This window comes from Microbacterium sp. NPDC057658, from assembly GCF_042799975.1.
GTDB lineage: Bacteria > Actinomycetota > Actinomycetes > Actinomycetales > Microbacteriaceae > Microbacterium.
This window is the reverse complement of record NZ_JBHVHT010000001.1, coordinates 1,372,011-1,394,185: the sequence shown is the minus strand read 5'-3', so window position 1 is coordinate 1,394,185 and position 22,175 is coordinate 1,372,011. Positions and strand designations below refer to the sequence as shown.

15 protein-coding genes are annotated in these 22,175 nt (G+C 71.9%); 4 read left to right on the top strand and 11 right to left on the bottom strand.

Annotated elements, in window-relative coordinates; genetic code table 11:
• Window positions 1-72: 72 nt before the first annotated feature.
• Both ACFU8V_RS06630 and ACFU8V_RS06625 read right to left on the bottom strand, forming a co-directional pair.
• Complete coding sequence (locus tag ACFU8V_RS06630) at window positions 73-3,342, bottom strand: family 20 glycosylhydrolase (protein WP_378869909.1); 3,270 nt, start codon at window positions 3,340-3,342, stop codon at window positions 73-75.
• Window positions 3,333-4,550 carry an alanine racemase gene (locus ACFU8V_RS06625; RefSeq protein WP_338565591.1) on the bottom strand — a complete coding sequence of 406 codons (1,218 nt, stop codon included), beginning with the start codon at window positions 4,548-4,550 and terminating at the stop codon, window positions 3,333-3,335. Before ACFU8V_RS06625 ends, ACFU8V_RS06630 begins: the two co-directional genes overlap by 10 nt.
• 25 nt (window positions 4,551-4,575) lie before the next feature.
• On the opposite strand from ACFU8V_RS06625, the gene ACFU8V_RS06620 reads away from it, so the two are divergent.
• Together ACFU8V_RS06620 and ACFU8V_RS06615 are read left to right on the top strand one after the other, a co-directional pair.
• Window positions 4,576-4,980 (top strand): RidA family protein, encoded by a 405-nt coding sequence (locus ACFU8V_RS06620; RefSeq protein ID WP_025103791.1) that lies wholly within the window; start codon window positions 4,576-4,578, stop codon window positions 4,978-4,980.
• Window positions 4,981-5,095: 115 nt separating this feature from the next.
• Window positions 5,096-6,583, top strand: a complete 1,488-nt coding sequence (locus ACFU8V_RS06615; protein ID WP_231729407.1) for a L,D-transpeptidase family protein — start codon at window positions 5,096-5,098, stop codon at window positions 6,581-6,583.
• An 85-nt stretch (window positions 6,584-6,668) separates the two neighbouring features.
• Here ACFU8V_RS06615 and ACFU8V_RS06610 read toward each other — a convergent pair whose 3' ends face one another.
• Complete coding sequence (locus tag ACFU8V_RS06610) at window positions 6,669-8,888, bottom strand: NADP-dependent isocitrate dehydrogenase (protein WP_249520773.1); 2,220 nt, start codon at window positions 8,886-8,888, stop codon at window positions 6,669-6,671.
• Between the two features lie 153 nt (window positions 8,889-9,041).
• Between ACFU8V_RS06610 and ACFU8V_RS06605 the strand changes: the two genes are divergently transcribed.
• The gene (locus tag ACFU8V_RS06605) at window positions 9,042-9,500 is read left to right on the top strand and encodes an N-acetyltransferase (protein ID WP_025103788.1); all 459 of its coding nucleotides are present in this window, start codon (window positions 9,042-9,044) and stop codon (window positions 9,498-9,500) included.
• 85 nt (window positions 9,501-9,585) lie between these two features.
• Here the strand turns inward: ACFU8V_RS06605 and ACFU8V_RS06600 are convergent, their stop codons facing one another.
• From ACFU8V_RS06600 to ACFU8V_RS06565, 8 genes are all read right to left on the bottom strand, one after another.
• Entirely contained in the window at window positions 9,586-10,407 is an 822-nt protein-coding gene (locus tag ACFU8V_RS06600; RefSeq protein WP_136052733.1) for a hypothetical protein, read from the bottom strand.
• A 99-nt stretch (window positions 10,408-10,506) separates the two neighbouring features.
• The gene (locus tag ACFU8V_RS06595; RefSeq protein WP_378869901.1) at window positions 10,507-12,318 is read right to left on the bottom strand and encodes an ABC transporter ATP-binding protein; all 1,812 of its coding nucleotides are present in this window, start codon (window positions 12,316-12,318) and stop codon (window positions 10,507-10,509) included.
• The gene (locus tag ACFU8V_RS06590) at window positions 12,315-14,261 is read right to left on the bottom strand and encodes an ABC transporter ATP-binding protein (protein WP_378869898.1); all 1,947 of its coding nucleotides are present in this window, start codon (window positions 14,259-14,261) and stop codon (window positions 12,315-12,317) included. The genes ACFU8V_RS06595 and ACFU8V_RS06590 overlap by 4 nt, the downstream gene beginning before the upstream one ends.
• A gap of 306 nt (window positions 14,262-14,567) precedes the next feature.
• Complete coding sequence (locus ACFU8V_RS06585) at window positions 14,568-15,065, bottom strand: methylated-DNA--[protein]-cysteine S-methyltransferase (RefSeq protein ID WP_303709505.1); 498 nt, start codon at window positions 15,063-15,065, stop codon at window positions 14,568-14,570.
• Window positions 15,062-16,570, bottom strand: a complete 1,509-nt coding sequence (locus ACFU8V_RS06580) for a DNA-3-methyladenine glycosylase 2 family protein (protein ID WP_378869895.1) — start codon at window positions 16,568-16,570, stop codon at window positions 15,062-15,064. The genes ACFU8V_RS06585 and ACFU8V_RS06580 overlap by 4 nt, the downstream gene beginning before the upstream one ends.
• A 144-nt stretch (window positions 16,571-16,714) precedes the next feature.
• Complete coding sequence (gene purH / locus ACFU8V_RS06575; RefSeq protein ID WP_378869892.1) at window positions 16,715-18,322, bottom strand: bifunctional phosphoribosylaminoimidazolecarboxamide formyltransferase/IMP cyclohydrolase; 1,608 nt, start codon at window positions 18,320-18,322, stop codon at window positions 16,715-16,717.
• Window positions 18,323-18,353: 31 nt separating this feature from the next.
• Window positions 18,354-18,941, bottom strand: coding sequence for a phosphoribosylglycinamide formyltransferase (purN, locus tag ACFU8V_RS06570; RefSeq protein WP_338565587.1), 588 nt, complete (start codon window positions 18,939-18,941; stop codon window positions 18,354-18,356).
• 60 nt (window positions 18,942-19,001) lie between these two features.
• Entirely contained in the window at window positions 19,002-20,381 is a 1,380-nt protein-coding gene (locus ACFU8V_RS06565; protein ID WP_338565586.1) for a DUF6350 family protein, read from the bottom strand.
• Between the two features lie 91 nt (window positions 20,382-20,472).
• Between ACFU8V_RS06565 and ACFU8V_RS06560 the strand changes: the two genes are divergently transcribed.
• A complete protein-coding gene (locus tag ACFU8V_RS06560) occupies window positions 20,473-21,948 on the top strand; it encodes an NCS2 family permease (protein ID WP_025103779.1) in 1,476 nt (491 codons plus the stop codon).
• Window positions 21,949-22,175 lie beyond the last annotated feature (227 nt).

Genomic DNA, 22,175 nt, shown 5'->3' with positions numbered 1-22,175 from the left:
AGTAGACCTTACGAACAGGAATTGTGCAACTGTTCCGCGCGATTCCGCGGGCAGGGTTACCGAAACGTGACATCATGCCGACCGCGGATCCTCGTCAGCGGCCCGGCGGAGCAGGCGCTCGACGAGGCCGGCGACGATCGCCTCCCGCGTCTCCACGGTCATGGGCTTGCCGGGGACCCCCGGGCGCCGCTGCTCGGGCGACGGACCGTCCAGCGGACGATACCGCACCCCCGCCGCGGCGAGGCGCCGCAGGTGCGTGGGCAGCCGCCGCGCGAAGTCGGCGAACGGGGCGGGCTCTCCCCCGTCCCAGAGCCGCTCCGCGATCGCGGCGAGACGCGGGAACATCGCGAAGTCGACCCGGTCCCTGCTCGGCAGGTGCTCCGTCCACACGTTCGCCTGCCCGCCGACCGCCCCCTCGACGACCTGGAAGGAGTACGCGCGCTCGATGGTCAGCGGCGGACCGACGCGGATGGGCTCCTCGGTCGATTCCGACTGCGGGTAGTCGAGGTAGACCTCGAGATCCGGACACCCCACGACCGGGATCCCCCGGCGCAGCGCCTCGCGCATCGCGACCGGTCCGCGCCAGGCGAGGATGCGGACGCCCTCGGGCACGTCACCCTCCAGCACCTCGTCCCAGGCCAACGCGGTCCGACCGCGGCGGCGGACGTGGTCGACGAACTGCGCCGTGAACCACGGCTGCACGTCGTGCGGCGTGGCCAGCCCCAGCTCCTGCATGCGCGCGGCGGCGGCCGCGCTCTCCGCCCACTCGGTCACCGGGACCTCGTCCCCGCCGATCCCGATCCACAGGGACGGGAACACGTCGCACAGCGCGTCGATGGCGGCACGGCCGAAGGCCAGCGCCTCCGGGGTCGGCGCGAGGGTGCGGGCGTTCACGCCGAAGCGCTCCCACGGCCCGGTGGGCGGCGTCCCGACGTCGCAGTTGCCGAGCTCCGGATAGGCGGCGAGCGCGGCCTGGATGTGTCCCGGCAGCTCGACCTCGGGCACGAGCGTCACGAAGCGCTCCTCCGCGTACCGCACGAGGTCGCGCAGCTCGGCGGAGGTGTAGAAGCCCTCGTGCACGCCGGGCTCGACCGTGGCCTCCGGTCCGTGACCGCGTTGGGTGGCCTCGCGCCGCGCGCCGACCTCGGTCAGGCGCGGGTAGCCGGGCACCTCGAAGCGCCAGCCCTGATCGTCCGTCAGGTGCAGGTGCAGGATGCTGAGGTGGTGGTCGGCGAGCAGGTCGATGAGGCGACGCACGTCCTCCGCAGGGCGGAAGTGCCGCGCCACGTCGAGCATCGCACCGCGCCAGGCGGAGGCGGGAGCGCCCTCCCAGCGCCCGGCCGGGATGATCGCGGGGAGGGCGGGGTCGTGATCCGGGTCGCGGAGCTGCCGGAGCGTGGTCGCGCCGCGAAAGACCCCCTCCGGCGTCGCCCCCGCGATCTCGATCCCGGAGGCCGTCACGGTCACCCAGAAGGCCTCGGCACCGTGGCGCCCCGCGGCGGAGGCCGCGGCGCCCAGCTCCTCGTCGATCACGAGGCGGATCGCGGGCAGGGTGTCGTCCGCTCCCCCGCCGCCGAGCCGTGCCACCGCGGCCGCCAGCTCCGGCGCGCCGAGGATCGGGGTCGAGGGCGTCCACCGGAAGCCAGGAGCCAGGGAGTCGATCTCTGCGGGGATGTGCGGCACCGTCGCCCGCGGCGCGGACGGAGGCATCCGCAGCGCACGGCCGGCGACGGCGCCCGTGGGGTCGCCGTCGATGACGACCGGCACACCGCCGACGAGCACCTCATGCACGCCCTGCGGCGCGCCGTGCGGGTCGTCGAAGGTGGCTCCGGCTGCGATCGTCTCCGGGTCGAAGAGCACCAGGTCGGCGGTGGCGCCCTCGCGGATCACGCCGCGCGGTGCGTCGCCGCGGTCGAGGCCGAGGCGGGCGGCCGGGTTGCCGGAGAGATGACGCACCGCTTCCTCGAGGCTCAGCACCGCCAGCTCCCTGACGTAGTGCCCGAGGTAACGGGGGAACGTGCCACGGCCGCGCGGGTGCGGGCGCGCGCCGATGAGGATTCCGTCGCTGCCGCCGGAGTGCCGCGGGTGCCGCATGATGGCGCGGACGTTGTCCTCGTCGCCGATGTGCATGAGCACACCCGTGGCACCGGCATCGGCGAGGATCGTGTCGATCACGACATCGACGGCGCGCTGCCCCGTCTCCGCCGCGATATCGGCGATCGTCCGGCCGACGAGCCCGGCCAGATCGGGATGGGCGGTCCCGGAGATCTGGATCGCCGACCAGTCCGCGGCCTCGCCGTGGAACCCGTCGCAGCCGATCTCCTCCAGCTCGACGCGGACCGCCTCGCGCCCCTCGGCGTCGAGGGCTGCCAGGACGCCGAGCAGGTCGCCGGTCGCCGCCAGCCGGCTGGGCAGGAGCGCGGCGAGAGTCGTCGCCCCCGGGAGATACGGGTAGGTGTCCAGGGTCACGTCGACGCCGTCGGCCGTCGCCGCGTCGACGAGCGCCAGCAGCTCGGCGGCGCGACCGCGGTTCGGGGCGAAGTTCATGGTCGCGTGGGTGAGATGGACCGGGCACCCGGTGCGGCGGCCGATCTCGATGGCCTCGCGGTACGCGTCCAGCGCCGCCCGCCCGTAGCTGCGGGTGTGCGGCGCCCAGTAGCCGCCGCGCTCCGCCACCACCCGGCAGAGGGCTTCGAGCTCCGCGGTGTCGGCGTACATCCCCGGGGTGTAGGTCAGGCCGCTCGACATGCCGAAGGCCCCCGCGTCCAGGGCCTGCCCGAGGAGGTCGGCCATGGCCCCGATCTCGGCAGGGGTCGCGCGGCGGTCGTCGTGTCCGACCACCATCATCCGGAGGTTGCCCTGCGGCACCAGCACCGCGGCGTTGGCCACCGCGGCAGCGTCGATCGCCCGCAGGAGGTCGTCCATCGACCGCCACGGGACCACGGCCGGCCGCCCGTTCCAGCCCGCGATCTGCGCGGGGATGACGGCGGCTGTCGCCTCGTCCAGCGGCGCGTAGCCCAGGCCGTCCTGCCCGAGCACCTCGGTCGTGACCCCTTGACGGATCTTGGCGTCGTGCGCCGCCCCCTGGAGCACCGCGAGGTCGCTGTGCGCGTGCATGTCGATGAAACCGGGCGCCAGGACGAGGCCGGACGCGTCGACCTCGACCGCGCCGTCCGGCAGCTCGAGCGTCGTCCCGTCGCCGTCGCGGACGACGGCGACGACCCTGGCCCCCTCCACCGCAACGTCCGCGACGACGCGCGGAGCACCGGTACCGTCGACGACGGTCGCCCGACGATAGACGCGCACCAGGCCGGCCGCGGCCTTCTCGGCGCTCAGAAGCATGTCGCCACCGCGTCGATCACCCGGGGGTCCTCGGCGTCGGGGTCGTCGATCACGGCGACGACGCGCCACTTGTCGAACGCGGTGCACGGATGCGAGAGACCCAGCCGCACGACCTCGCCGACCGCGACGGTCGCCCCCTCGGCGGGCCGGAGGAAGGCGTGCTGGTCGTTCAGGGCGGTCACGGCGCCGGCGACCGACTGCGGCACCGGGAGGTCGATGTCGAACGGCACGTCCCGCCGCCCGGCGTCGAGCAGGGCGAGGCCGGGTTCGGGCTGGGAGACCACTCGCGACCACGCGTGCATCGCGGACCGGAGTGGAGCGGTGTCCGTCAGCGGACCGAACGGCGACATGCGGGAGTAGAAGCCGTCGTCGTGGATCTGGAACGCGCCGGAGCGCAGCACGACCTCGGCGTCCCCTCCCGCAGCGCCGAGGACCGCGGCGGCGCGATCGGGGAAGGAGCTGCCCCCCGCGCTGAGCACGGGGCGGACGCCGTCGGGGTAGTCGAGACGGTTGTGCAGCTCGACGAGCGTGGCCAGGAAGCCGTCCACCGCGGCGACCGAGGCCGCGGAGCGATCGGGACCGAAGGGCCCCTCGTAGCCCGTCACCCCGGCCAGGCGGAGACCAGGGGCGGCCGCGATCGCCGCGGCGATGCGCTCACCCTCCGCCACCGTGCGCGCGCCCGTCCTGCCCTGCGCGCCGCCGAGCTCCACGAGCACGTCCAGCGGTCGAGGGGCGCCGGCGAGGGCGTCGGCGAGGATCGCGACACCGGCGAGGGAATCCGCGCCGCAGAGGATCCGCAGGCCCTCGTCGGCCGCGAGCATCGCTCCGAGCTCCCGGGCCGCGGCGCCGCCCGTCACCCCGTTGGCGATGAGCACCGTGGGCACACCGGCGTCGACGGCGACGCGGGCCTGCCAGGGTGTGGCGACCGAGATCCCCCAGGCTCCCGCGTCGAGCAGCCGCTGCCAGAGCGCGGGCGCCATGGTGGTCTTGCCGTGGGGGGCGAGGCGGACGCCCTCGCGCGCGGCCCAGCCGAACACCGTGTCCTCGTTGTGCGCGATCGCGTCGGCGTGCACCGTGAGCACCGGGGTGCCGAGGTCCGACAGGTGCAGACCGGCCGCGCCGACCTCCGACAGACGCAGCCCCGCGGCGTGCGCCGGGAACCCCTTCGCCCAGGCGCCGAGGACGGGATCCGGAATTTGTAGAGGCATCTAACAAGGCTACTAGGCTGGCGGCATGACCGCGAAGACACGAGTTTCCACCGACGCCGCCCCCGCTCCCGCGCACACCTTCTCGCAGGGCGTCCGCAAGGGCCCGATCGTCCAGGTCTCCGGCCAGGGCCCCGTCGACCCGCAGACCAACGAGTACCTGTACCCGGGCGACGTCGCGGCGCAGACCACCCGCACGCTCGAGAACGTCAAGGCCATCGTGGAGGCCTCCGGCGCCACGTTCGACGATGTCGTGATGCTGCGCGTGTACCTCACCAAGCGCGAGGACTTCCCGATCATGAACGAGGCCTACGGCGCGTTCGTCGAGGCCCACACGACCAGCGGCGTGCTGCCCTCCCGCACCACCGTCTTCACCGGACTTCCCCGCGAGGAGATGCTCGTCGAGATCGACGGACTCGCCGTCGTCGACTGACCCCCGACACCCCTGGCGAACGGGGAGGCACCTTATCAGGACCGTTGCCTCCCCGTTACCAGCCATCCCGTACCATGGACGACAGGACACGTCGAGACTGCGGGGGGTGTAGTTCGTGACCGATCTGATTTCCACGCCGGGCACTGCGACGGGGGCACAGCCCGACGATGCGACACCGACGAGCGTCCTGACGCCGGAGGCGGCGACCGACACGGCCCCGCCGCAGACCGGCGAGCAGCCTCTGGCCTGGGCTCCCGTCGAGCCCGCCCCGAAGAAGCGCCGCCTCGGCCTGTGGATCGGTCTCGGCCTCGGCGTGGTCGCGCTCGGCGCCGGCGCCGCCTCGATGATCCTCATCGCCCCCGGCACCACCGTCGCGGGCATCCCGGTCGGCTGGATGACCCCCGGGGCCGCCGCCGACGCGATCAGCTCCCGCCTCGCGCAGACCGAGGTCACGCTCACGGGCGAGGGCGACGACGCCGTGCTCACGGGCGCCGACCTGGGCGCCACCGCCGATGCCACCGCGCTCGCCGACGCCGCGTTCGCCGCACACCCGATGTGGAACCTCGGCGCGTGGATGGGCGACCCCGTGCCGGCCGACATCGTGCTCGACCAGGAGACCGCCGCCGCGGCGCTCCGCAGCGCCGTCCCCGGCAGCTTCGTCGACCCGGTCGACGCCGGAGTGGTCTTCGACGCCGCGAAGGGCACCTACGCCGTCACGCCGTCCACGCCCGGGACGGGCATCGACGTGACCGCACTGAACGCGGCCTTCGTCGAGGCCGTGGGCGACGGCCGCACGACGTTCGAGTACCCCGGTGGTCCGGCCGAGGCCGCGCCCGCCGTGTCCGACGACGACGCCACGGCGACCGCGACCACGCTCAACACCATGCTCTCGACCATCGGCTTCTACGTCGGCGAGGAGCGGACCGTCCCGGTCTCCCCCGAGGTCGCGGCCTCCTGGCTGACCGTGGTCGACGACGACGGCCAGCTCCGCATCGAGGCCGACCCCGAGGCGATCCAGGCCACGGTGGACACGCTGCCCGCCGCGGTGGACCGCGCCCCCGTCAACGCGACCAACATCGTGGACTCCGCGGGGAACGTGCTGCGCGCCGAGAAGGAGGGCGCCACCGGACGCGCCCTCGGCGACACCGCGGACATCGCCGACGACTTCGCGACGCAACTCGCCGCGGGAGACGGCGTCTTCGCCCTCTCCGTGACGGAGACCCCCTTCGAGACGACGAACCTGTTCCGCCGCGCCGAGATCAACCTCAGCACGCAGCGCGCCTACCTGTTCGAGAACGACAAGGTCGTGCAGTCCTGGGCGGTGTCGACCGGTCTTCCCGGAACGCCCACGCCGACCGGCAACTTCAAGGTGTTCGCGCACACCGCCATCCAGGACATGGGCTGCTACGAGGGCGCGCCGTACTGCACCGAGGACGTGCCCTGGATCACGTGGTTCGCCCCGAACATCGGCTTCCACGGCACCTACTGGCACAACAACTTCGGCAACCGGATGAGCCACGGCTGCGTGAACCTGCCGATCGACCTCGCCAAGTACGTCTACGACTGGTCCCCCGTGGGCCTCGAGGTCTCCGTCTACAACTGATCCGGAGCCCTGCACCGGGCGAAGCCGGCTGGGGAAGACAGCAGAAGGGGGCGGATGCCGCAGCATCCGCCCCCTTCTCGTCGTCTCAGCGCAGGGCGTCGACGATCTCGTTGAGCGTCGTGGACGGCCGCATGACCGCCTCGACGAGCTTCTCGTCCGGACGGTAGTAGCCGCCGATCTCCACCGGGGAGCCCTGCACCGCGTTCAGCTCGGAGACGATCGTCTCCTCGTTCGCGGCGAGCTTCTCGGCGATGGGCGCGAAGGCGGCGGCGAGCTCCGGGTCCTTCGTCTGCTTCGCCAGCTCCTGCGCCCAGTACAGGCCGAGGTAGAAGTGGCTTCCGCGGTTGTCGATCGTGCCGAGAGCGCGGCCGGGCGAGCGGTCCTCCTCGAGGAAGGTACCGGTCGCGGCGTCGAGCGTCTCCGCGAGCACGCGGGCCTTCTCGTTGCCCGTGCGGTCGGCGAAGTGTTCGAGGGAGGCGGCCAGCGCGAAGAACTCGCCCAGCGAGTCCCAGCGCAGGTAGTTCTCCTCGACCAGCTGCTGCACGTGCTTCGGAGCCGAGCCGCCGGCGCCCGTCTCGAACAGTCCGCCGCCGGCGAGCAGCGGCACGATGGAGAGCATCTTGGCGCTCGTGCCGACCTCGAGGATCGGGAACAGGTCGGTGAGGTAGTCGCGCAGCACGTTGCCGGTCACCGAGATGGTGTCCAGACCGTGACGCATGCGGGCGAGCGTGTACCGCGTCGCCTCCTCCGGCGCGAGGATCGTGATCGTCAGGCCCTTGGTGTCGAGCGTGGCGAGACCCTGGTGCACCTTCGCGATGATCTGCGCGTCGTGCGAGCGGTTCGCGTCGAGCCAGAACACCGCCGGGGCACCCGTCGCGCGGGCGCGGCCGACCGCGAGCTTGACCCAGTCCATGACCGGGATGTGCTTGGTCTGCGTCGCACGCCAGATGTCACCCTTGCCGACCTCGTGCTCGATGAGGACGGTGCCCTCGCTGTCGAGCACCTGGACGATGCCGTCCGCCGCGATCTCGAACGTCTTGTCGTGGCTGCCGTACTCCTCGGCCGCCTGCGCCATGAGACCCACGTTCGGTACGGTGCCGATGGTGGCGGGGTCGAGCGGGCCGTTCGCGATCACATCGTCGATCACGGCCTGGTAGACGCTCGCGTAGGAGGAGTCGGGGATGACCGCGATCGTGTCGGCCTCCTCGCCGTCCTTGCCCCAGAGCTTCCCGCCGTTGCGGACGAGGGCGGGCATGGATGCGTCGACGATGACATCGCTCGGCACGTGCAGGTTCGTGATCCCCTTGTCGGAGTTCACGTACGAGAGGCGCGGCCCCTCGGCGATGGCCTTGTCGAACGCCGCGGCGATCTCCTCGCCACCCGCGACGGTGGCCAGGCCGGCGAGGATCGAGCCGAGGCCGTCGTTCGCGCTGAGCCCGGCCTCGGCGAGCTGGGTGCCGTACTGGTCGAAGACGTCCTTGAAGAACGCCTTCACGACGTGACCGAAGATGATCGGGTCGCTGACCTTCATCATCGTGGCCTTGAGGTGCACCGAGTAGAGCACGTCGTCGGCCTTGGCCTCCGCGAGGGTGTCGGCGAGGAACGCGTCCAGCTCCTTCGCGGACAGGAACGTCGCGTCGATGATCTCGCGCGGGAGGACCTTGAGCCCCTCCTTGAGGACCGTGACGGTGCCGTCCTTCGCGGTGTGGCGGAAGGAGAGGACGTCGTCGTGAGCGGCGACCCACGAGCGCTCGTTGTGCTTGAAGTCGTCGTGGCCCAGGGTGGCGACGCGGGTCTTGGAGCCCTCCGCGAACGGCTTGTTGCGGTGCGGGTGCTTCTTGGCGTAGTTCTTCACCGCCAGCGGCGCCCGGCGGTCGCTGTTGCCCTCGCGCAGCACCGGGTTCACGGCGGAGCCCTTGATGCGGTCGTAGCGGGCGCGGATGTCCTTCTCCTCCAGCGACGAGGGCTCGTCCGGGAAGTCGGGGATGTCGTACCCCTGCTGCTGCAGCTCCGCGATGGCCGCCTTGAGCTGCGGGATCGACGCCGAGATGTTCGGCAGCTTGATGATGTTGGCCTCGGGGAGGGTGGCGAGGCCACCCAGCTCCGCCAGCGCGTCGCCGACCTGCTGCTCGGGGGCGAGCTTCTGCGGGAAGGCGGCGAGGATGCGGCCGGCCAGAGAGATGTCCCGCGTCTCGAACTCGATGCCCGCCTGGCCCGTGTAGGCCTGGACGATCGGCAGGAACGAGGCGGTGGCCAGTGCCGGTGCCTCGTCGGTGTAGGTGTAGATGATGGCGTCGTCGGTCACCGGGAGGTTCTCCGTTCACGAGGTCTATTTGTCTCGATACCAAGATACCTGAGCGGCGCCTCCCCCGAAGCGGCGGCCTCGAGGGAGGCGCCCGGTCCGTGAAAAGTCCTCCCGAGTGATGAATGCGGTGACCGGAGGGGCTAGCCTGGGGACATGTCCGAACTGCGCATGGTCGAACTCTCCGCCGCGACGATCGTCGCCGTGAACAACCTGTCGCTCAAGCCCGGACAGGAGCAGTTCCTCGCCCCCGTCTCGTACGGCATCGCGGCCACCGTCATCAACCCGCAGACCTCCTGGCAGCGGGTGATCCTGGACCGCAACGAGGTCGTGGGCTTCGTGAGCGCCAACTTCGACGACGAGGCCCCGGAGGAGCACTTCCGCTCCGTGCTGTGGCGCATCAACGTCGACGCGGACGACCAGGGTCGCGGCGTCGGCCGCTTCGCCGTGGAGAGTCTCATCGACGAAGCACGCAACCGCGGCGTCGACCACGTCAACGTCATCTACGAAGCCGGCGAGGACGGCCCGGAGGCGTTCTTCCGGCGCGTCGGCTTCACCCCCGTCGGCGAGACGGCCTACGGCGAGGTCATCGCCGAGATCCGGGTCCCCTCCTGAGACCGGCGGCGGGGTCTCGAATCCCCTCCCCCATCGAGACTCCGTCGCCCTCGGATTCCACCGGGCGGCGCGAGCTCGATCCCTCTCAGCGCTGACCACTGTCGCCCGGAGGCGTGCCCTTCCCCCGACGGCTGTTCCACGCGGCGAGCGCAGACGCGGCAGCTCCGGCCGCCCGGTCGATGGCCTCCGCAGACCGGTGCAGCATGTCCTGCGCGGCGTCCTGCCAGGCCGGAGTCGGCGGCGCCTCCCCCGTCTGCACCTTCGCGGCGTGCTCGGCGGCCTCGAACGCCCGCTCCAGCTCGGCGACGGCGTCGCGGTAGGCCGCGTACTCGGCGGCGGTCACGCGGCCCGTCGTCTGCCGACGCGCCTCGACCGCCGCGCCGGCGGCCCGGAGGTAGGCGGCCGTCTCCGGGCGCTTCACGTCGGTCATCTCGGGGTAGGTGATCTGCAGCGCGGGGTCGGTCTCGTATCGCATCCACCGTGCCGTCACTGCCTCGTGCTCCGCGTACAGGCGCTCCAGCGGCCGCGGGGCGGAGCCGGCGGGGATTGCGGCGCGAGCCGCGTTCAGTCGGACTCGTCGGGCGCGGACGTCGGCCGCCGCCGCCCTGGCATCGCGTTCGCGCTCCTTGAGCATGCGCCGGGCGCCGGCCACCTGCTCGGCGCTCGCGCGCTGCGCGGCCCGCTCGGCGGAGACCCTCGCGAGGTCGGCTCGTGCCACTTTCAGAGCCGTCCGTCGGACCACCGCGCGCTGCTGGGCCTCACGGAGGTCGTGCCGCGCGGCGTCGTACTCCAGTCGGCGGCCGCTGCGGGTGTTGCGACGACGCACCCCGATCGCGCCCGCGGTCACCCCGGCGGCGGCGGTCGGCGCGAGCCACCACCACTCCGCGACGAGGAGGAAGGGGTCCATCCTTCGATGCTACCGACCGCGGCGCGCCCGCGCCCGGACGCAGCGGCCCCGGCATCCGTGCGGATGCCGGGGCCTCAGTCGCGTCAGCGCGTCAGCGCGTCAGACGAGCGTCTCCTGCCAGGCCGCGTGCAACTGGGCGAACTTCCCGGTGCCGCCGATCAGGGCGGCCGGGGTGCCGTCCTCGATGATGCGGCCGTGCTCCATCACGAGCACACGGTCCGCGATCGCCACCGTCGACAGCCGGTGCGCGATGATGATCGCCGTCCGGTCGGCCAGCAGCGTCTGCAACGCGTCCTGGATCAGCCGCTCGGACGGGATGTCCAGCGAGGCCGTCGCCTCGTCGAGGATCAGCACCGCCGGGTCGGCGAGGAAGGCGCGGGCGAACGAGATGAGCTGGCGCTGCCCCGCCGAGACACGACCGCCGCGCTTGTTCACGTCGGTGTCGTACCCGTCCGGCAGCGCCGAGATGAACGCGTCGGCGCCCACCGCCCGTGCCGCCTCGCGGATCTCGTCGAGCGTCGCGTCCGGGCGCCCGAGCGCGATGTTGTCGGCGACGGTCCCGCTGAACAGGTACGCCTCCTGCGTGACCATGACGATCGCCCGGCGGAGATCCTTCGGGTGCAGCGACCGCAGATCGACGCCGTCGAGCGTCACCGTCCCCGCGGACGGGTCGTAGAACCGCGAGATGAGCTTGGCCAGCGTGGACTTGCCCGCCCCCGTCGTCCCGACCAGCGCGATGGTCTGCCCGGCCGGGATGTCGAGCGAGAAGTTCGGCAGGATCGTCTTGTCCTCGTTGTACGCGAACGTGACCTCGTCGAAGCGGATGTGCCCGCGGGACTCCCAGAGGTCGACCGGCTTCTCGGGGTCCGGCACCGTCGGGACCTCCTCCAGGACGCCCGACACCTTCTCCAGCGCCGCGGTGGCGGACTGATAGGAGTTGAGGAACATCGCGATCTCCTGCATCGGAGCGAAGAAGTTGCGCACGTAGAGCACGGCGGACAGCAGCACGCCGACCGTCAGCGCTCCCTCCGAGACCCGGATGCCGCCCCACAGCACGACGACCCCGAGCACGAGCGCCGCGACGCCCATGAGGCCCGGCTCGAACGTGCCGAACAGCAGCATCGAGCGACGGTTCACGTCCCGGTACTCGCCGGCCACGCCCTGGAAGGCCTCGTCGTTGCGCGGCTCCTTCCGGAAGGCTTTGACCGCGCGGATGCCCGTCATGGTCTCCACGAACTGGACGATCACCTTCGCGCTGATCACCCGGGACTCGCGGTACACGAGCTGCGAGCGCGAGTAGAACCAGCGCATGAGGAAGAACAGCGGCACGCCGCCGATCGCGAGGATGAGACCGGACTGCCAGTCCCACACGCACAGCGCGATGAAGGTGAAGACTCCGAAGAGCACGCCGGAGACGAGCTCGTTCAGGCCGCCGTCGAGGAGCTCCTTGATGGAGTCCAGGTCGCTCGTCTGGCGCGAGATGATCCGCCCCGAGGTGTACGACTCGTGGAACTCCAGGCTCAGGCGCTGGGTGTGCAGGAAGATGCGCTTGCGCAGGTCCAGCAGGACGGCCTGGGTCAGCTTCGCCGCGATGATGACGTACCAGGCGATGAGCACGGCGGCGAGAGCACCCGCGAGCAGGTAGATCCCGCCGACGACGAACGTCGGCATCCAGTCGGCGTCGTCGAGCACCGCGGGGAGCGCCCGGTCGAGGCCGATGCTGATGAGGATCGGCCCCGCCACCTGCAGCGCCGTCGAGATGACGAGCACGGTCGCGGCGAGCACGATCTGCGGCTTGAGCGGACGCACGAGCGAGCCGAGCAGCCGCAGCGAGCGGCGGCGGATCGCCCTGCTCTCCTCCGTGGTGAGGCGGGAGCGGTCCTCGTCCTGGGTTCCGGTGAGGGAGCTCATCGCTGCACCTCCTCTCCTGCGAATCGGGGGGCGCCTCCCGGCGCCTCGTCATCGGCCTCCTCGCGGATGCCGTCCTGCACGGTCTCGTGGATCTCGGCCTGCTCGTCGCGGATGATCGGGATGGCCCCGGTGCGGGCGGCCTCCTCCGCCTCCAGGCTGGAGATGACGTGCCGGTAGTGCCGGCTCGTCCGGAGCAGCTCGGCGTGCGTGCCGACGGCGGTGATCCGGCCGTCCTCGAGCAGCGCCACGCGATCGGCGAGGGCCACGGTGGACGGACGATGCGCGACGATCATCGCGGTGGTGTCGGCGAGCACGTGCCGCAGCGCCTCCTCGACGAGCGCCTCGGTGTCGACGTCCAGCGCCGACAGCGGGTCGTCGAGGACGAGCACGCGGGGGTTGGCGGCCACGGCGCGGGCCAGGGCGAGCCGCTGGCGCTGTCCGCCGGACAGGCTCAGTCCCTCCTCGCCGATCACCGTCTCGACGCCCTCGGGGAGCGTGTCGACGAAGGCCGCCTGCGCCACGTCGAGCGCCTCGCGCAGGACGCGCTCGGCTTCGGGGCTGTGCACGTCGAGGTCGGCGCGTCCGAGCAGGACGTTCTCACGGACCGACGCCGAGAAGAGCGTCGCGTCCTCGAACGCCATCGCGATGTGCTCCCGGAGCTCGGCGAGCGTCAGGTCGCGCACGTCGACGCCGTCGAGCGTGACCCGGCCTCCCGTCACGTCGTACAGCCGTGTCGGCAGCGTCGTCAGCGTCGTCTTGCCGCTGCCGGTGAGCCCCACGAGCGCCATGGTCTCCCCCGGCCGCAGCACGAGGTCGATACCGTCGAGCAGGTCGCGCTCGTCGGCGGCCGCGTCCTGGTACCGGAAGTGCGCGTTCTCGAACGCGAGCTCGCCGCGCGGGTTCTCGATGTGCACCGGGTTCTCCGGATCGGTGATGGTGTTCGTCTCCGAGAAGATGTCGAAGACGCGGTCCGTCGCCGTGCGCGCGTCGAGCATGAACGAGAACAGGAAGCCGATCGACTCGATCGGCCAGCGCAGCACGACGGCCATCGCGAAGAAGGCGAAGAGCTCCGCCGACGTGATCGCGTCCTGCGAGATGAGCCAGATGCCCGACATGAGGCTGAGGCCGAAGGCGATCTGCGGCATGAGGTCGAGCCAGAACCAGATCGAGGCGATGGCCCCGGCCTTGCTCATCTCGGTCTCGCGCAGCGTCTCGGCCTGACGGCTGAAGCGGCGGAGGGCGTGCGTGCCGCGGCCGAACGCCTTGAGCACGCGGATGCCGTGCACGCTCTCCTCGACGCTGGTGGCGAGATCGCCCGCCTGGTCCTGGCTGCGGCGGGTGAGCGCGCCGTAGCGCTTCTCGAAGAGGTAGCCGCGGATCCACAGCGGGACCGCCGTCACGAGGAAGATCGTGCCCAGCAGCCAGTGCCAGCGGAACAGCAGCACCGAGCCGATGAGGATCGTCAGCACGTTCACGACGAGGAGCACGAGGCCGAAGGCGAGCCACCGGCGGATGAGGCCGATGTCCTGCATCATGCGGCTCAGCAGCTGCCCGGACTGCCACCGGTCGTGGAACGCGACGGGAAGCGTCTGCAGGCGCGCGTAGAGCTCGGTGCGCATGCGGTACTCCACCTGCGTGGCGGGGAAGAGCACGAACTGCCGGCGGAGCCACACCATGAGCGCCTCGCCGAGGCCGAGGGCGAACACGGCGAGCGCTCCCCAGATGATCGCGTCGAGCGCTCCGGACTGCACCGGCCCGCCGATGATCTGCTCGAGCACGATGGGGATCATCAGGGCGATGAGCGCGGCCGCGAGCGCGCTGGCGGCACCGCCGGCGAGGCGCCAGATGACGGGCTTCACGAACGGCTTGAGCCGCCACAGCGCGGCGGGCGTGGAGAGGGAGGACGAGGGGGACGTGTTCTGCGCGGAAGACGAGGAAGACATGTCTCTCAGAGGAGTCGAAGGGGAGAAGAGCGGGGAACGGATGCGAGAGCGGGCTCACGGAGCCCGGCATCCGGTGCAGAAGGGGGGCGGAGGCTCTAGGAGAGCGGGCGCGCCGGGGTCGAGCCGAGGGTGGCGATCCGCGCGGTGGCGATCGTGGTCATGGTGTCCTCCTCAAGGGCTCGGCGAGGTCGTCCGGTTGGCGCGACAGCCCATCAGCCTATTCCTGTGAACCAGCTGAGCGCAAGGGGAATTCCCGGGACGCCGAAGAGCCCGCTCCGTGCGGGGCGGGCTCCTCGGATCGGAATGTCAGCGGGCGGCGCGCTCCCGCGCCAGAAGGCTCTCCTTCACCGGGAGCCCCCACGCGAAGCCGCCGAGGGAGCCGTCCGTGCGGAGCACCCGATGGCAGGGCACGAACAGCGCCGGGGCGTTGCGGGCGCAGATCGACGCCGCCGCCCGCACCGCCTGCGGGTTGCCGAGCCGGGCCGCGAAGCCGGTGTAGGTCAGGGGCTCCCCCGGCGCGATGCCGCGGAGCGCCGCCCAGCCGGCGAGCTGGAGGGCGGTGCCCGTCTGCGCGACGGCGACCCCGTCGATCGCCGCGACGTCACCCGCGTAGTACGCGCCGACCGCGCCGGCCGCCTCCGTCTCCGCGTCGCGCACGGCGTCGGGGCGGACGCGGGCGGGAAGACGTCCGAGGATCGCCTCGACGTCGTCGGTCCACCCGGACACGAGCACCCGCTGGCGCTCGTCGGCGAGGATCGTGAAGGGACCGTCGGGGGTGTCGAGGGTCTGGATGAGAGCGGTCATGAGGTCTCCTCGGTGTCGGATGTGATGTCGCGGGCGGGCCGGACGGCGGATCTGCGCCGCGGTCCGGCGGGACGGATCGGGGCGGCACGCCACAGATGCGCGCTGAGGTAGCTCCGCCAGGGTGCGGTGCGCTCCGCCCAGACGGTGAGGGTCTTCGGGTCGGCGGGCAGCCCGGAGGCCGCGGCACCGGCACGGAGAGCCACGTCGCCGGGGAGCAGCACGTCCGGATCGCCGAGCACCCGCATCCGCACGTAATCGGCGGTCCAGGGTCCGATGCCGGGCATCGCGAGGAGGGCGGCGCGCTGCGTCGGACCGTCATCGCCCACGGTGAGGGTCAGGCTCCCGTCCGCCAGGGCCGCGGCGGCTCCCGTCACGGCGCGGATCCGGGCGGCGGGGCCGCGCAGCACCTCCGCCCCGTGCTCCGCGATGGCCGACATCGTCGGGAACAGCAGGCCGTCGGGGGTCCGCTCCCCCAGCGCGTCGGTGAGGGCGGTGAGCGCGGTGCGGGCGGCGACGACCGTGATCTGCTGCCCGATCATCGCGCGGATGAGCATCTCGTGCGGATCGGCAGCCCCGGGCACGCGGATGCCGGGGGTCCGCGCCACGAGGGGGGCGAGGGGCGGGTGCGCGGCCAGGACCTCGTCGACCGCGAGCGGGTCGGCGTCGAGGTCGAAGATGCGGCGTGCCGTGGCCACCAGCGGCGCGAGGTCGCCGAGTTGCGCGACGCGGGCCCGGAGATGCAGCCGCTCCGTCTCCTCCTGACGCACCTCGAACCACGCGGGGCCGCCCGGCATCCGGAGATGACGGGAGAACGACGTCGCCGTGGCCTCCTCGACGCCCGTCACGGCTCGCGCGGCCATCCACGCGAAGACCCCGGCCGCATCCAAGGGGCCCCGGTACGGCAGGACGACGTCGATCGTTCCGGGTACGGCCGCGGAGGGCGTGCGGCGGCGGGCACGCAGCTCCCCCGGCGTGAGACCGAACACCTCGCGGATCGTGTCGTTGCCCTGACGGACGCTGTGGAAACCGGCGGCGAAGGCGACGTCCGCGATGGGCATGTCGGTGCCCACGAGGAGCATGCGGGCCGTGTGGGCGCGGTGCGCTCGCGCGAGTGCGAGCGGTCCGGCGCCGAGCTCGGTCGTCAGCAGCCGCGTGAGATGACGGCTCGAGTAGCCGAGTCGCGACGCGAGTCCTGGCACACCCTCGCGCTCGACCACGCCGGACGCGATCAGGCGCATGGCCCGCGCGGCCGTGTCTCCGCGGACGTCCCACGCGGGCGACCCGGGGGCGGCCTCCGGCAGGCACCGCTTGCACGCGCGGTAGCCGGCCTCGTGCGCCGCGGCACTCGTCGGATAGAACGTGACGTTCTGCGGCTTCGGCGTGCGGGCCGGGCAGCTGGGCCGGCAGTAGATCCCCGTCGAGCGCACGGCGGTGACGAACTGCCCGTCGAAGCGGGTGTCCCGAGCGCTGATCGCCCTGTAGCGCTCGTCGAAGGAGGGGCTCATGTCCTCCACTCTCTCACTCCCGCACGGCTACGGCTGGCGGAAATCGGACATCGCGGTTCCCTCCCCGAGACCCCGCCTACGCGCCGAGGCCCCGGCGTGCACACGTGCGCACGCCGGGGCCTCGGCGGAAGACCGGGGGCTCGGTCAGTGGAAGAAGTGACGCTCCCCCGTGAAGAACATCGTGACGCCGGCCTTGCGCGCGGCATCGACGACCTCCTCGTCCCGCACGGAGCCGCCGGGCTGCACGATCGCCGTGACACCCGCGTCGATGAGCGCCTGCGCACCGTCCGCGAACGGGAAGAACGCGTCGGACGAGGCGACGGATCCGGCGGCACGATCTCCCGCACGCTCCACCGCGAGGCGGCACGAGTCGACGCGGTTGACCTGGCCCATGCCGACGCCGACCGTCGCGTTGTCCTTCGCCAGCACGATCGCGTTCGACTTCACGGCCCGGCAGGCCTTCCACGCGAAGATCAGGTTCTCCATCTCCTCGTCGCTCGGGCGCTCCCCCGACACGAGCTCCCAGTTCTTGGCGACGGAGACGATGTCGTCCGGGAAGCGGTCCGCGTCCTGGAGCAGGAGGCCGCCGGACACGAGGCGCACGTCCATGCGCTCCTGCTGCCAGTCCTCGGGGAGCTGCAGCAGACGCAGGTTCTTCTTCGCCTTGAACACCTCGAGGGCCGCGGGCTCGAACGACGGCGCGACGATGACCTCGGTGAAGATGTCCTTGAGGTTCTCGGCCATCTTCAGCGTCACGGTGCCGTTCGCGGCGATCACGCCGCCGTACGCCGACACGGGGTCGCACTCGTGGGCGCGGAGGTGCGCGCTGGCGATCGGGTCGAGGGCGTTCGGGGCGGTCGTGGCGATCCCGCAGGGGTTCGCGTGCTTGATGATCGCCACCGCCGGCTTGACCATGTCGTAGGCGGCGCGCAGGGCGGCGTCCGCGTCGACGTAGTTGTTGTACGACATCTCCTTGCCCTGCAGCTGCGTGGCCTGGGCGATGCCGTGGCCGCCGGCGCGGGTGTAGATGGCGCCGCGCTGGTGGGAGTTCTCGCCGTAGCGGAGCGTGGCGAGGCGTTCGGCCTGGATCGTCAGGTGCGCCGGGAGGTCGCCCGGGTCGTTGAGCGTGCCCTCGGCGAACCACTGCGCGACGGCCGTGTCGTAGGCCGCGGTGTGCGCGAACGCCCGCGCCGCGAGCTCCCGCCGCTGGGCGAGCGAGGTGCCGCCCTGCGCCACGGCCGCGATGATCGCCGGGTAGGACTGCGGCGACACGACGATCGCGACGTTCGCGTGGTTCTTCGCCGCCGCACGCACCATGGCGGGGCCGCCGATGTCGATCTGCTCCACCACGTCGTCACCCTCGGCGCCGGAGGCCACGGTCTCCACGAACGGGTAGAGGTTGACGACGACGAGCTCGAACGGCGCGATGTCGAGGTCGGCGAGCTGCCGCTCGTGGTCCTCCAGGCGCAGGTCGGCGAGCAGGCCTCCGTGCACCTTCGGGTGCAGCGTCTTGACCCGGCCGTCGAGCATCTCGGCGACACCCGTGACCGCGGCCACGTCGGTCACCTCGAAGCCGGCGTCGCGGATGGTGGACGCCGTCGACCCGGTCGAGACGATCTCGACGCCCGCCTCGGCGAGCGCGGCGGCGAGCACGAGCAGGTCGGTCTTGTCGCTGACCGAGACGAGAGCGCGCCGGATCGGCACGGTGTCGCGATCGCGGTAGAGCGTGGGGTCGTGGCGGGGGCCGGCCATGATGGGCTCCTTCGTGCGGGGGCGTCGGGGGTCAGGGGGCGGAGGTCAGGGCGAGGTCGCCGGTCGCGATGCGCCGGACGACGTCGATGAGGAGGCGGCGCTCGACCGGCTTGATGCGCTCATGCAGCGTGTGCTCGGTGTCGTCGGCCCGGATCGGCACGCGCTCCTGGGCGAGGATGGGGCCGGTGTCGACCCCGTCGTCCACGACGATCACGCTGGCGCCCGTGTCCCGGACGCCCGCGGCGAGGGCGTCGCGGACGCCGTGCGCTCCGGGGAACTCCGGGAGGTACGCGGGATGGGTGTTGATGATCCGCGGCGCATAGGCGGCGACGAGGGAGGACGGCAGCAGCCGCATGAGGCCGCTGAGCACCACGAGGTCCGGCGACCAGACGGCGAGCTGACGGCCCAGCTCCTCGCCCCACGCCTCGCGGCTCTCGTGCTCGTGCCACGGCACGGTGAAGCTGGGGATGCCGAACTCCTCGGCATGGGCCAGCCCGTCGGCTTCGCGATCCGCCCCGACGACGACGACACGCGCCGGGAAATCGGGGTGACGAGCGGCCTCGAGGAGGGCGCGAAGGTTCGAGCCGGCGCCCGAGATGAGTACGGCGACCGTGAGCACGCGCCCAGTCTACCGGCGTGCCGCACAGGCGCCGTCCCGACCGCGGGGCGGGCAGGGCCGCTAGGGGCGATCGTCCTCGACGGGTCCGCGCGGTGTCCCGCGGTCGCGCAGCGCGTCCAGCGGCGCGGTGTCTTCGGAGGACGGGAAGCCCGGGTGCGGGCTCCGGTCGTCGCCGGCGTCGGCGGAGGTCAGCGTGGACATCTCGGCGATCCAGCGGTCCGTGCGCTCCTCGGCGAGTTCATCCCGGTGACGGGGCGACAGCAGCAGGATCGCCGCACCCACGAGGACCTCCGCGCCGAGGGACAGCGCGAACGGCAGCACCGCCGGACCGACCGTCCCGAGGCGTCCCGGCCCCATCGACCCGTTCGCGAACATCGCGGCGAGCGCGGCGACACCGGCCGCGACCGCAGCGATCCCCACGGCGATCACGGTCCGCTGCGGGATGCCGAGCGGTGTCCCCTCCCACACCAGACGCGAGCGGACGGCCCACCCCGCGAACGCACCGGCGGCCACGGGGATCAGGACCACGATGAGCATCCAGATCGAGGAGTTCTCCGGCAGCAGGCCGAACGCCGGGATACCGGGCACGACGCCGAGCTGGGTGCCGGCGGGCGACACCGCGGTCCCCGCACCGACCGCGAACCCGGGCCCGGCCAGCCACGCGGCCGCCCACACCACGAAGGTCGGAAGATACGCGAGCTGCCCGAGGGTCAGCACGGTCGCCCCGAGGGCGTCGACCCGCGCCGCCTGGAACAGCGCGACGACCTCTCCACCGCGCGTGAGGACCGACAGGGCGACGGCCAACGCGGCGGCCCCCGTCACACCCACGAGCGCGAACGCGGCGCCGCGCACGATCGAGGAGGGCACCGGCGCCCAGTCCTCCCTGGCGTCCAGGACGTCGTGGACACGGTCGAGCAGTCCGCCGTCGCCGTCCTCCCACGCGACCCGCACGGCGCCGCACACTGCGCCCACGAGGTACACGGCGGGCGGCAGCAGAATCGCGAGAGCCAGCGGGACCCGCGCGGCCCCGAGCGCCGATGTGAGGGCGACGACCGTGGAGATGACGGCGAAGATGACGGTCCCCGACAGCGACCCCAGCAGCCATGCCCCGGAGCGCGCCGCGCGGCCCCCGGAGCGCGCGGCGAAGAGCAGGGTGAGGAGCAGGAAGGCCAGCGGCGTGACCGAGACGACGAACCGCGCGGCGTCTGCGGGGATCGCCAGGGCGACGAGCAGCGTGTCCGGGATCGTGATCTCCAGGGGGACGCCGTGGCCGAACTCCCAGAGCGTGCCGGTGAGCGGCCAGAGTGCGCCCCAGTCGGCCGCGATCCCGAAGGCCAGCGTCCAGAGGAGCGTCAACGGCGCCAGCAGCACGACGAGCCCGATGGCCGCCGCGATGGCGGCATCGAGGGCGGCGAGGAGCGCGACGAGGAGGCGTTGCATAGCGCTTCCGAGACTACGACGAGTTCCTTCCCGTCCCCCGTGGGCGCGCGCGGGGGCGGCGACACGGTAGCGTTTCTCCGGAGGTTTCCCGATGACAACTGCCCCGCCCGCCCCGGCGTCCACCGGCCCCACCGGTACCCTGGACCGCTTCTTCGAGATCAGCAAGCGCGGATCGACGATCGGCACCGAGATCCGTGGAGGCCTCGTGACGTTCGTCACGATGGCCTACATCGTGATCCTGAACCCGATCATCCTGTCCGGAAAGCCGGACGTCGCCGGCGACATGCTCGACTTCAACGCCGTCGGCGCCGCGACGGCCCTGACCGCCGGCGTCATGACGATCCTCTTCGGCGTCGTCACCCGTCTGCCGTTCGGCTTCGCCGCCGGTCTCGGCATCAACGCCTTCGTCGCGTTCTCCGTCGTCGGCCAGGTCACCTGGCCCGAGGCGATGGCGCTCGTGATGATCAACGGCGTCGTGATCGTGCTCCTAGCCGCCACCGGGCTGCGGAAGGCGATCTTCGACGCCGTACCGTTCCAGCTGAAGATCGCGATCACGGTCGGCATCGGCCTCTTCATCGCGTTCATCGGGTTCGTCAACTCCGGCTTCGTCACCGCGACCGGCGCCTCGTCCCCGCCCGTCGGCCTCGGCGTCAACGGCTCCGTGGCCACCGTGCCGAGCCTGCTGTTCGTGATCACGCTGCTGCTCACCGGCATCCTCGTCGCACTGCGCATCAAGGGCGGCATGCTCATCGGCCTCATCGGCGGCACCGTGCTCGCGGTCGTCGTCGAGGCGATCTGGCACATCGGCGCCCGCGGCGTCGACGATGAGGGCAATGTCGTCAACCCCGGCGGCTGGGGTCTCACCGTCCCGGCACTGAACGGCTCCCCCGTCAGCGTCCCCGACCTGAGCCTCATCGGCGCCGTCGACTTCTCGTTCGACCTCGGCAAGGTCAGCCTCGTCGCGCTCGTGATGATCGTCTTCACGCTCCTCTTCACGAACTTCTTCGACGCCATGGGCACCATGACGGGCCTGGCGAAGGAGGCGAACCTCGCCGACGACAACGGCGACTTCCCGCGCATCAAGTCGGCGCTGGTGGTCGAGGGCGTCGGCGCGATCGCCGGTGGTGCGACCTCGTCGTCCTCCAGCACGGTCTTCATCGAGTCCGGCGCCGGCATCGGCGAGGGCGCCCGCACGGGACTGGCGAACGTCGTGACGGGCATCGTGTTCCTCATCGCGATGTTCCTCACCCCGCTGACCTCGATCGTCCCGACCGAGATCGCCGCCGCGGCCCTGATCATCGTCGGTGCGATGATGATGGCCCAGATCCGGCACATCGACTTCGGCGACTTCCGGGTCCTGCTGCCGGTGTTCCTCACGGTCTCCGTCATGCCGCTGACGTACTCGATCGCCAACGGCATCGGGGCGGGCTTCGTGAGCTGGGTGCTCATCCACGCCTTCTCCGGCAAGGCCAAGACCATCAGCCCGCTGCTGTGGGTGGTCGGCGCCGGCTTCCTCATCTTCTTCGCCCGCGGTCCCATCGAGGCCCTCTTCGGCGTCGGGATCTAACCCCGCTTCGAATCGCGCAAATGGCCCCATTCCGACACGGAATGGGGCCATTTGCGCGACTTGAGGGAGGTGGGAGCTCCACCGTCAGGAGGAGTGGGCCGGGGCAGACGGCTCGCCGGAATCGCGTGATTGGTCCCATTCGGCCGCGGAATGGGACCATTTGCGCGACTTGAGGGAGGGGGCGGCAGGAACCGGGGGTATGACGAAGGCCCCGGGGTGGAGCCCGG

Bases quoted from the DNA above. Each gene is read 5' to 3' on its own strand.
- ACFU8V_RS06630 (WP_378869909.1), bottom strand. From the start codon at position 3,342: ATGCTTCTGAGCGCCGAGAAGGCCGCGGCCGGCCTGGTGCGCGTCTAT.
- ACFU8V_RS06625 (WP_338565591.1), bottom strand. From the start codon at position 4,550: ATGCCTCTACAAATTCCGGATCCCGTCCTCGGCGCCTGGGCGAAGGGG.
- ACFU8V_RS06620 (WP_025103791.1), top strand. From the start codon at position 4,576: ATGACCGCGAAGACACGAGTTTCCACCGACGCCGCCCCCGCTCCCGCG.
- ACFU8V_RS06605 (WP_025103788.1), top strand. From the start codon at position 9,042: ATGTCCGAACTGCGCATGGTCGAACTCTCCGCCGCGACGATCGTCGCC.
- ACFU8V_RS06600 (WP_136052733.1), bottom strand. From the start codon at position 10,407: ATGGACCCCTTCCTCCTCGTCGCGGAGTGGTGGTGGCTCGCGCCGACC.
- ACFU8V_RS06595 (WP_378869901.1), bottom strand. From the start codon at position 12,318: ATGAGCTCCCTCACCGGAACCCAGGACGAGGACCGCTCCCGCCTCACC.
- ACFU8V_RS06590 (WP_378869898.1), bottom strand. From the start codon at position 14,261: ATGTCTTCCTCGTCTTCCGCGCAGAACACGTCCCCCTCGTCCTCCCTC.
- ACFU8V_RS06585 (WP_303709505.1), bottom strand. From the start codon at position 15,065: ATGACCGCTCTCATCCAGACCCTCGACACCCCCGACGGTCCCTTCACG.
- ACFU8V_RS06580 (WP_378869895.1), bottom strand. From the start codon at position 16,570: ATGAGCCCCTCCTTCGACGAGCGCTACAGGGCGATCAGCGCTCGGGAC.
- purH (WP_378869892.1), bottom strand. From the start codon at position 18,322: ATGGCCGGCCCCCGCCACGACCCCACGCTCTACCGCGATCGCGACACC.
- ACFU8V_RS06565 (WP_338565586.1), bottom strand. From the start codon at position 20,381: ATGCAACGCCTCCTCGTCGCGCTCCTCGCCGCCCTCGATGCCGCCATC.
- ACFU8V_RS06560 (WP_025103779.1), top strand. From the start codon at position 20,473: ATGACAACTGCCCCGCCCGCCCCGGCGTCCACCGGCCCCACCGGTACC.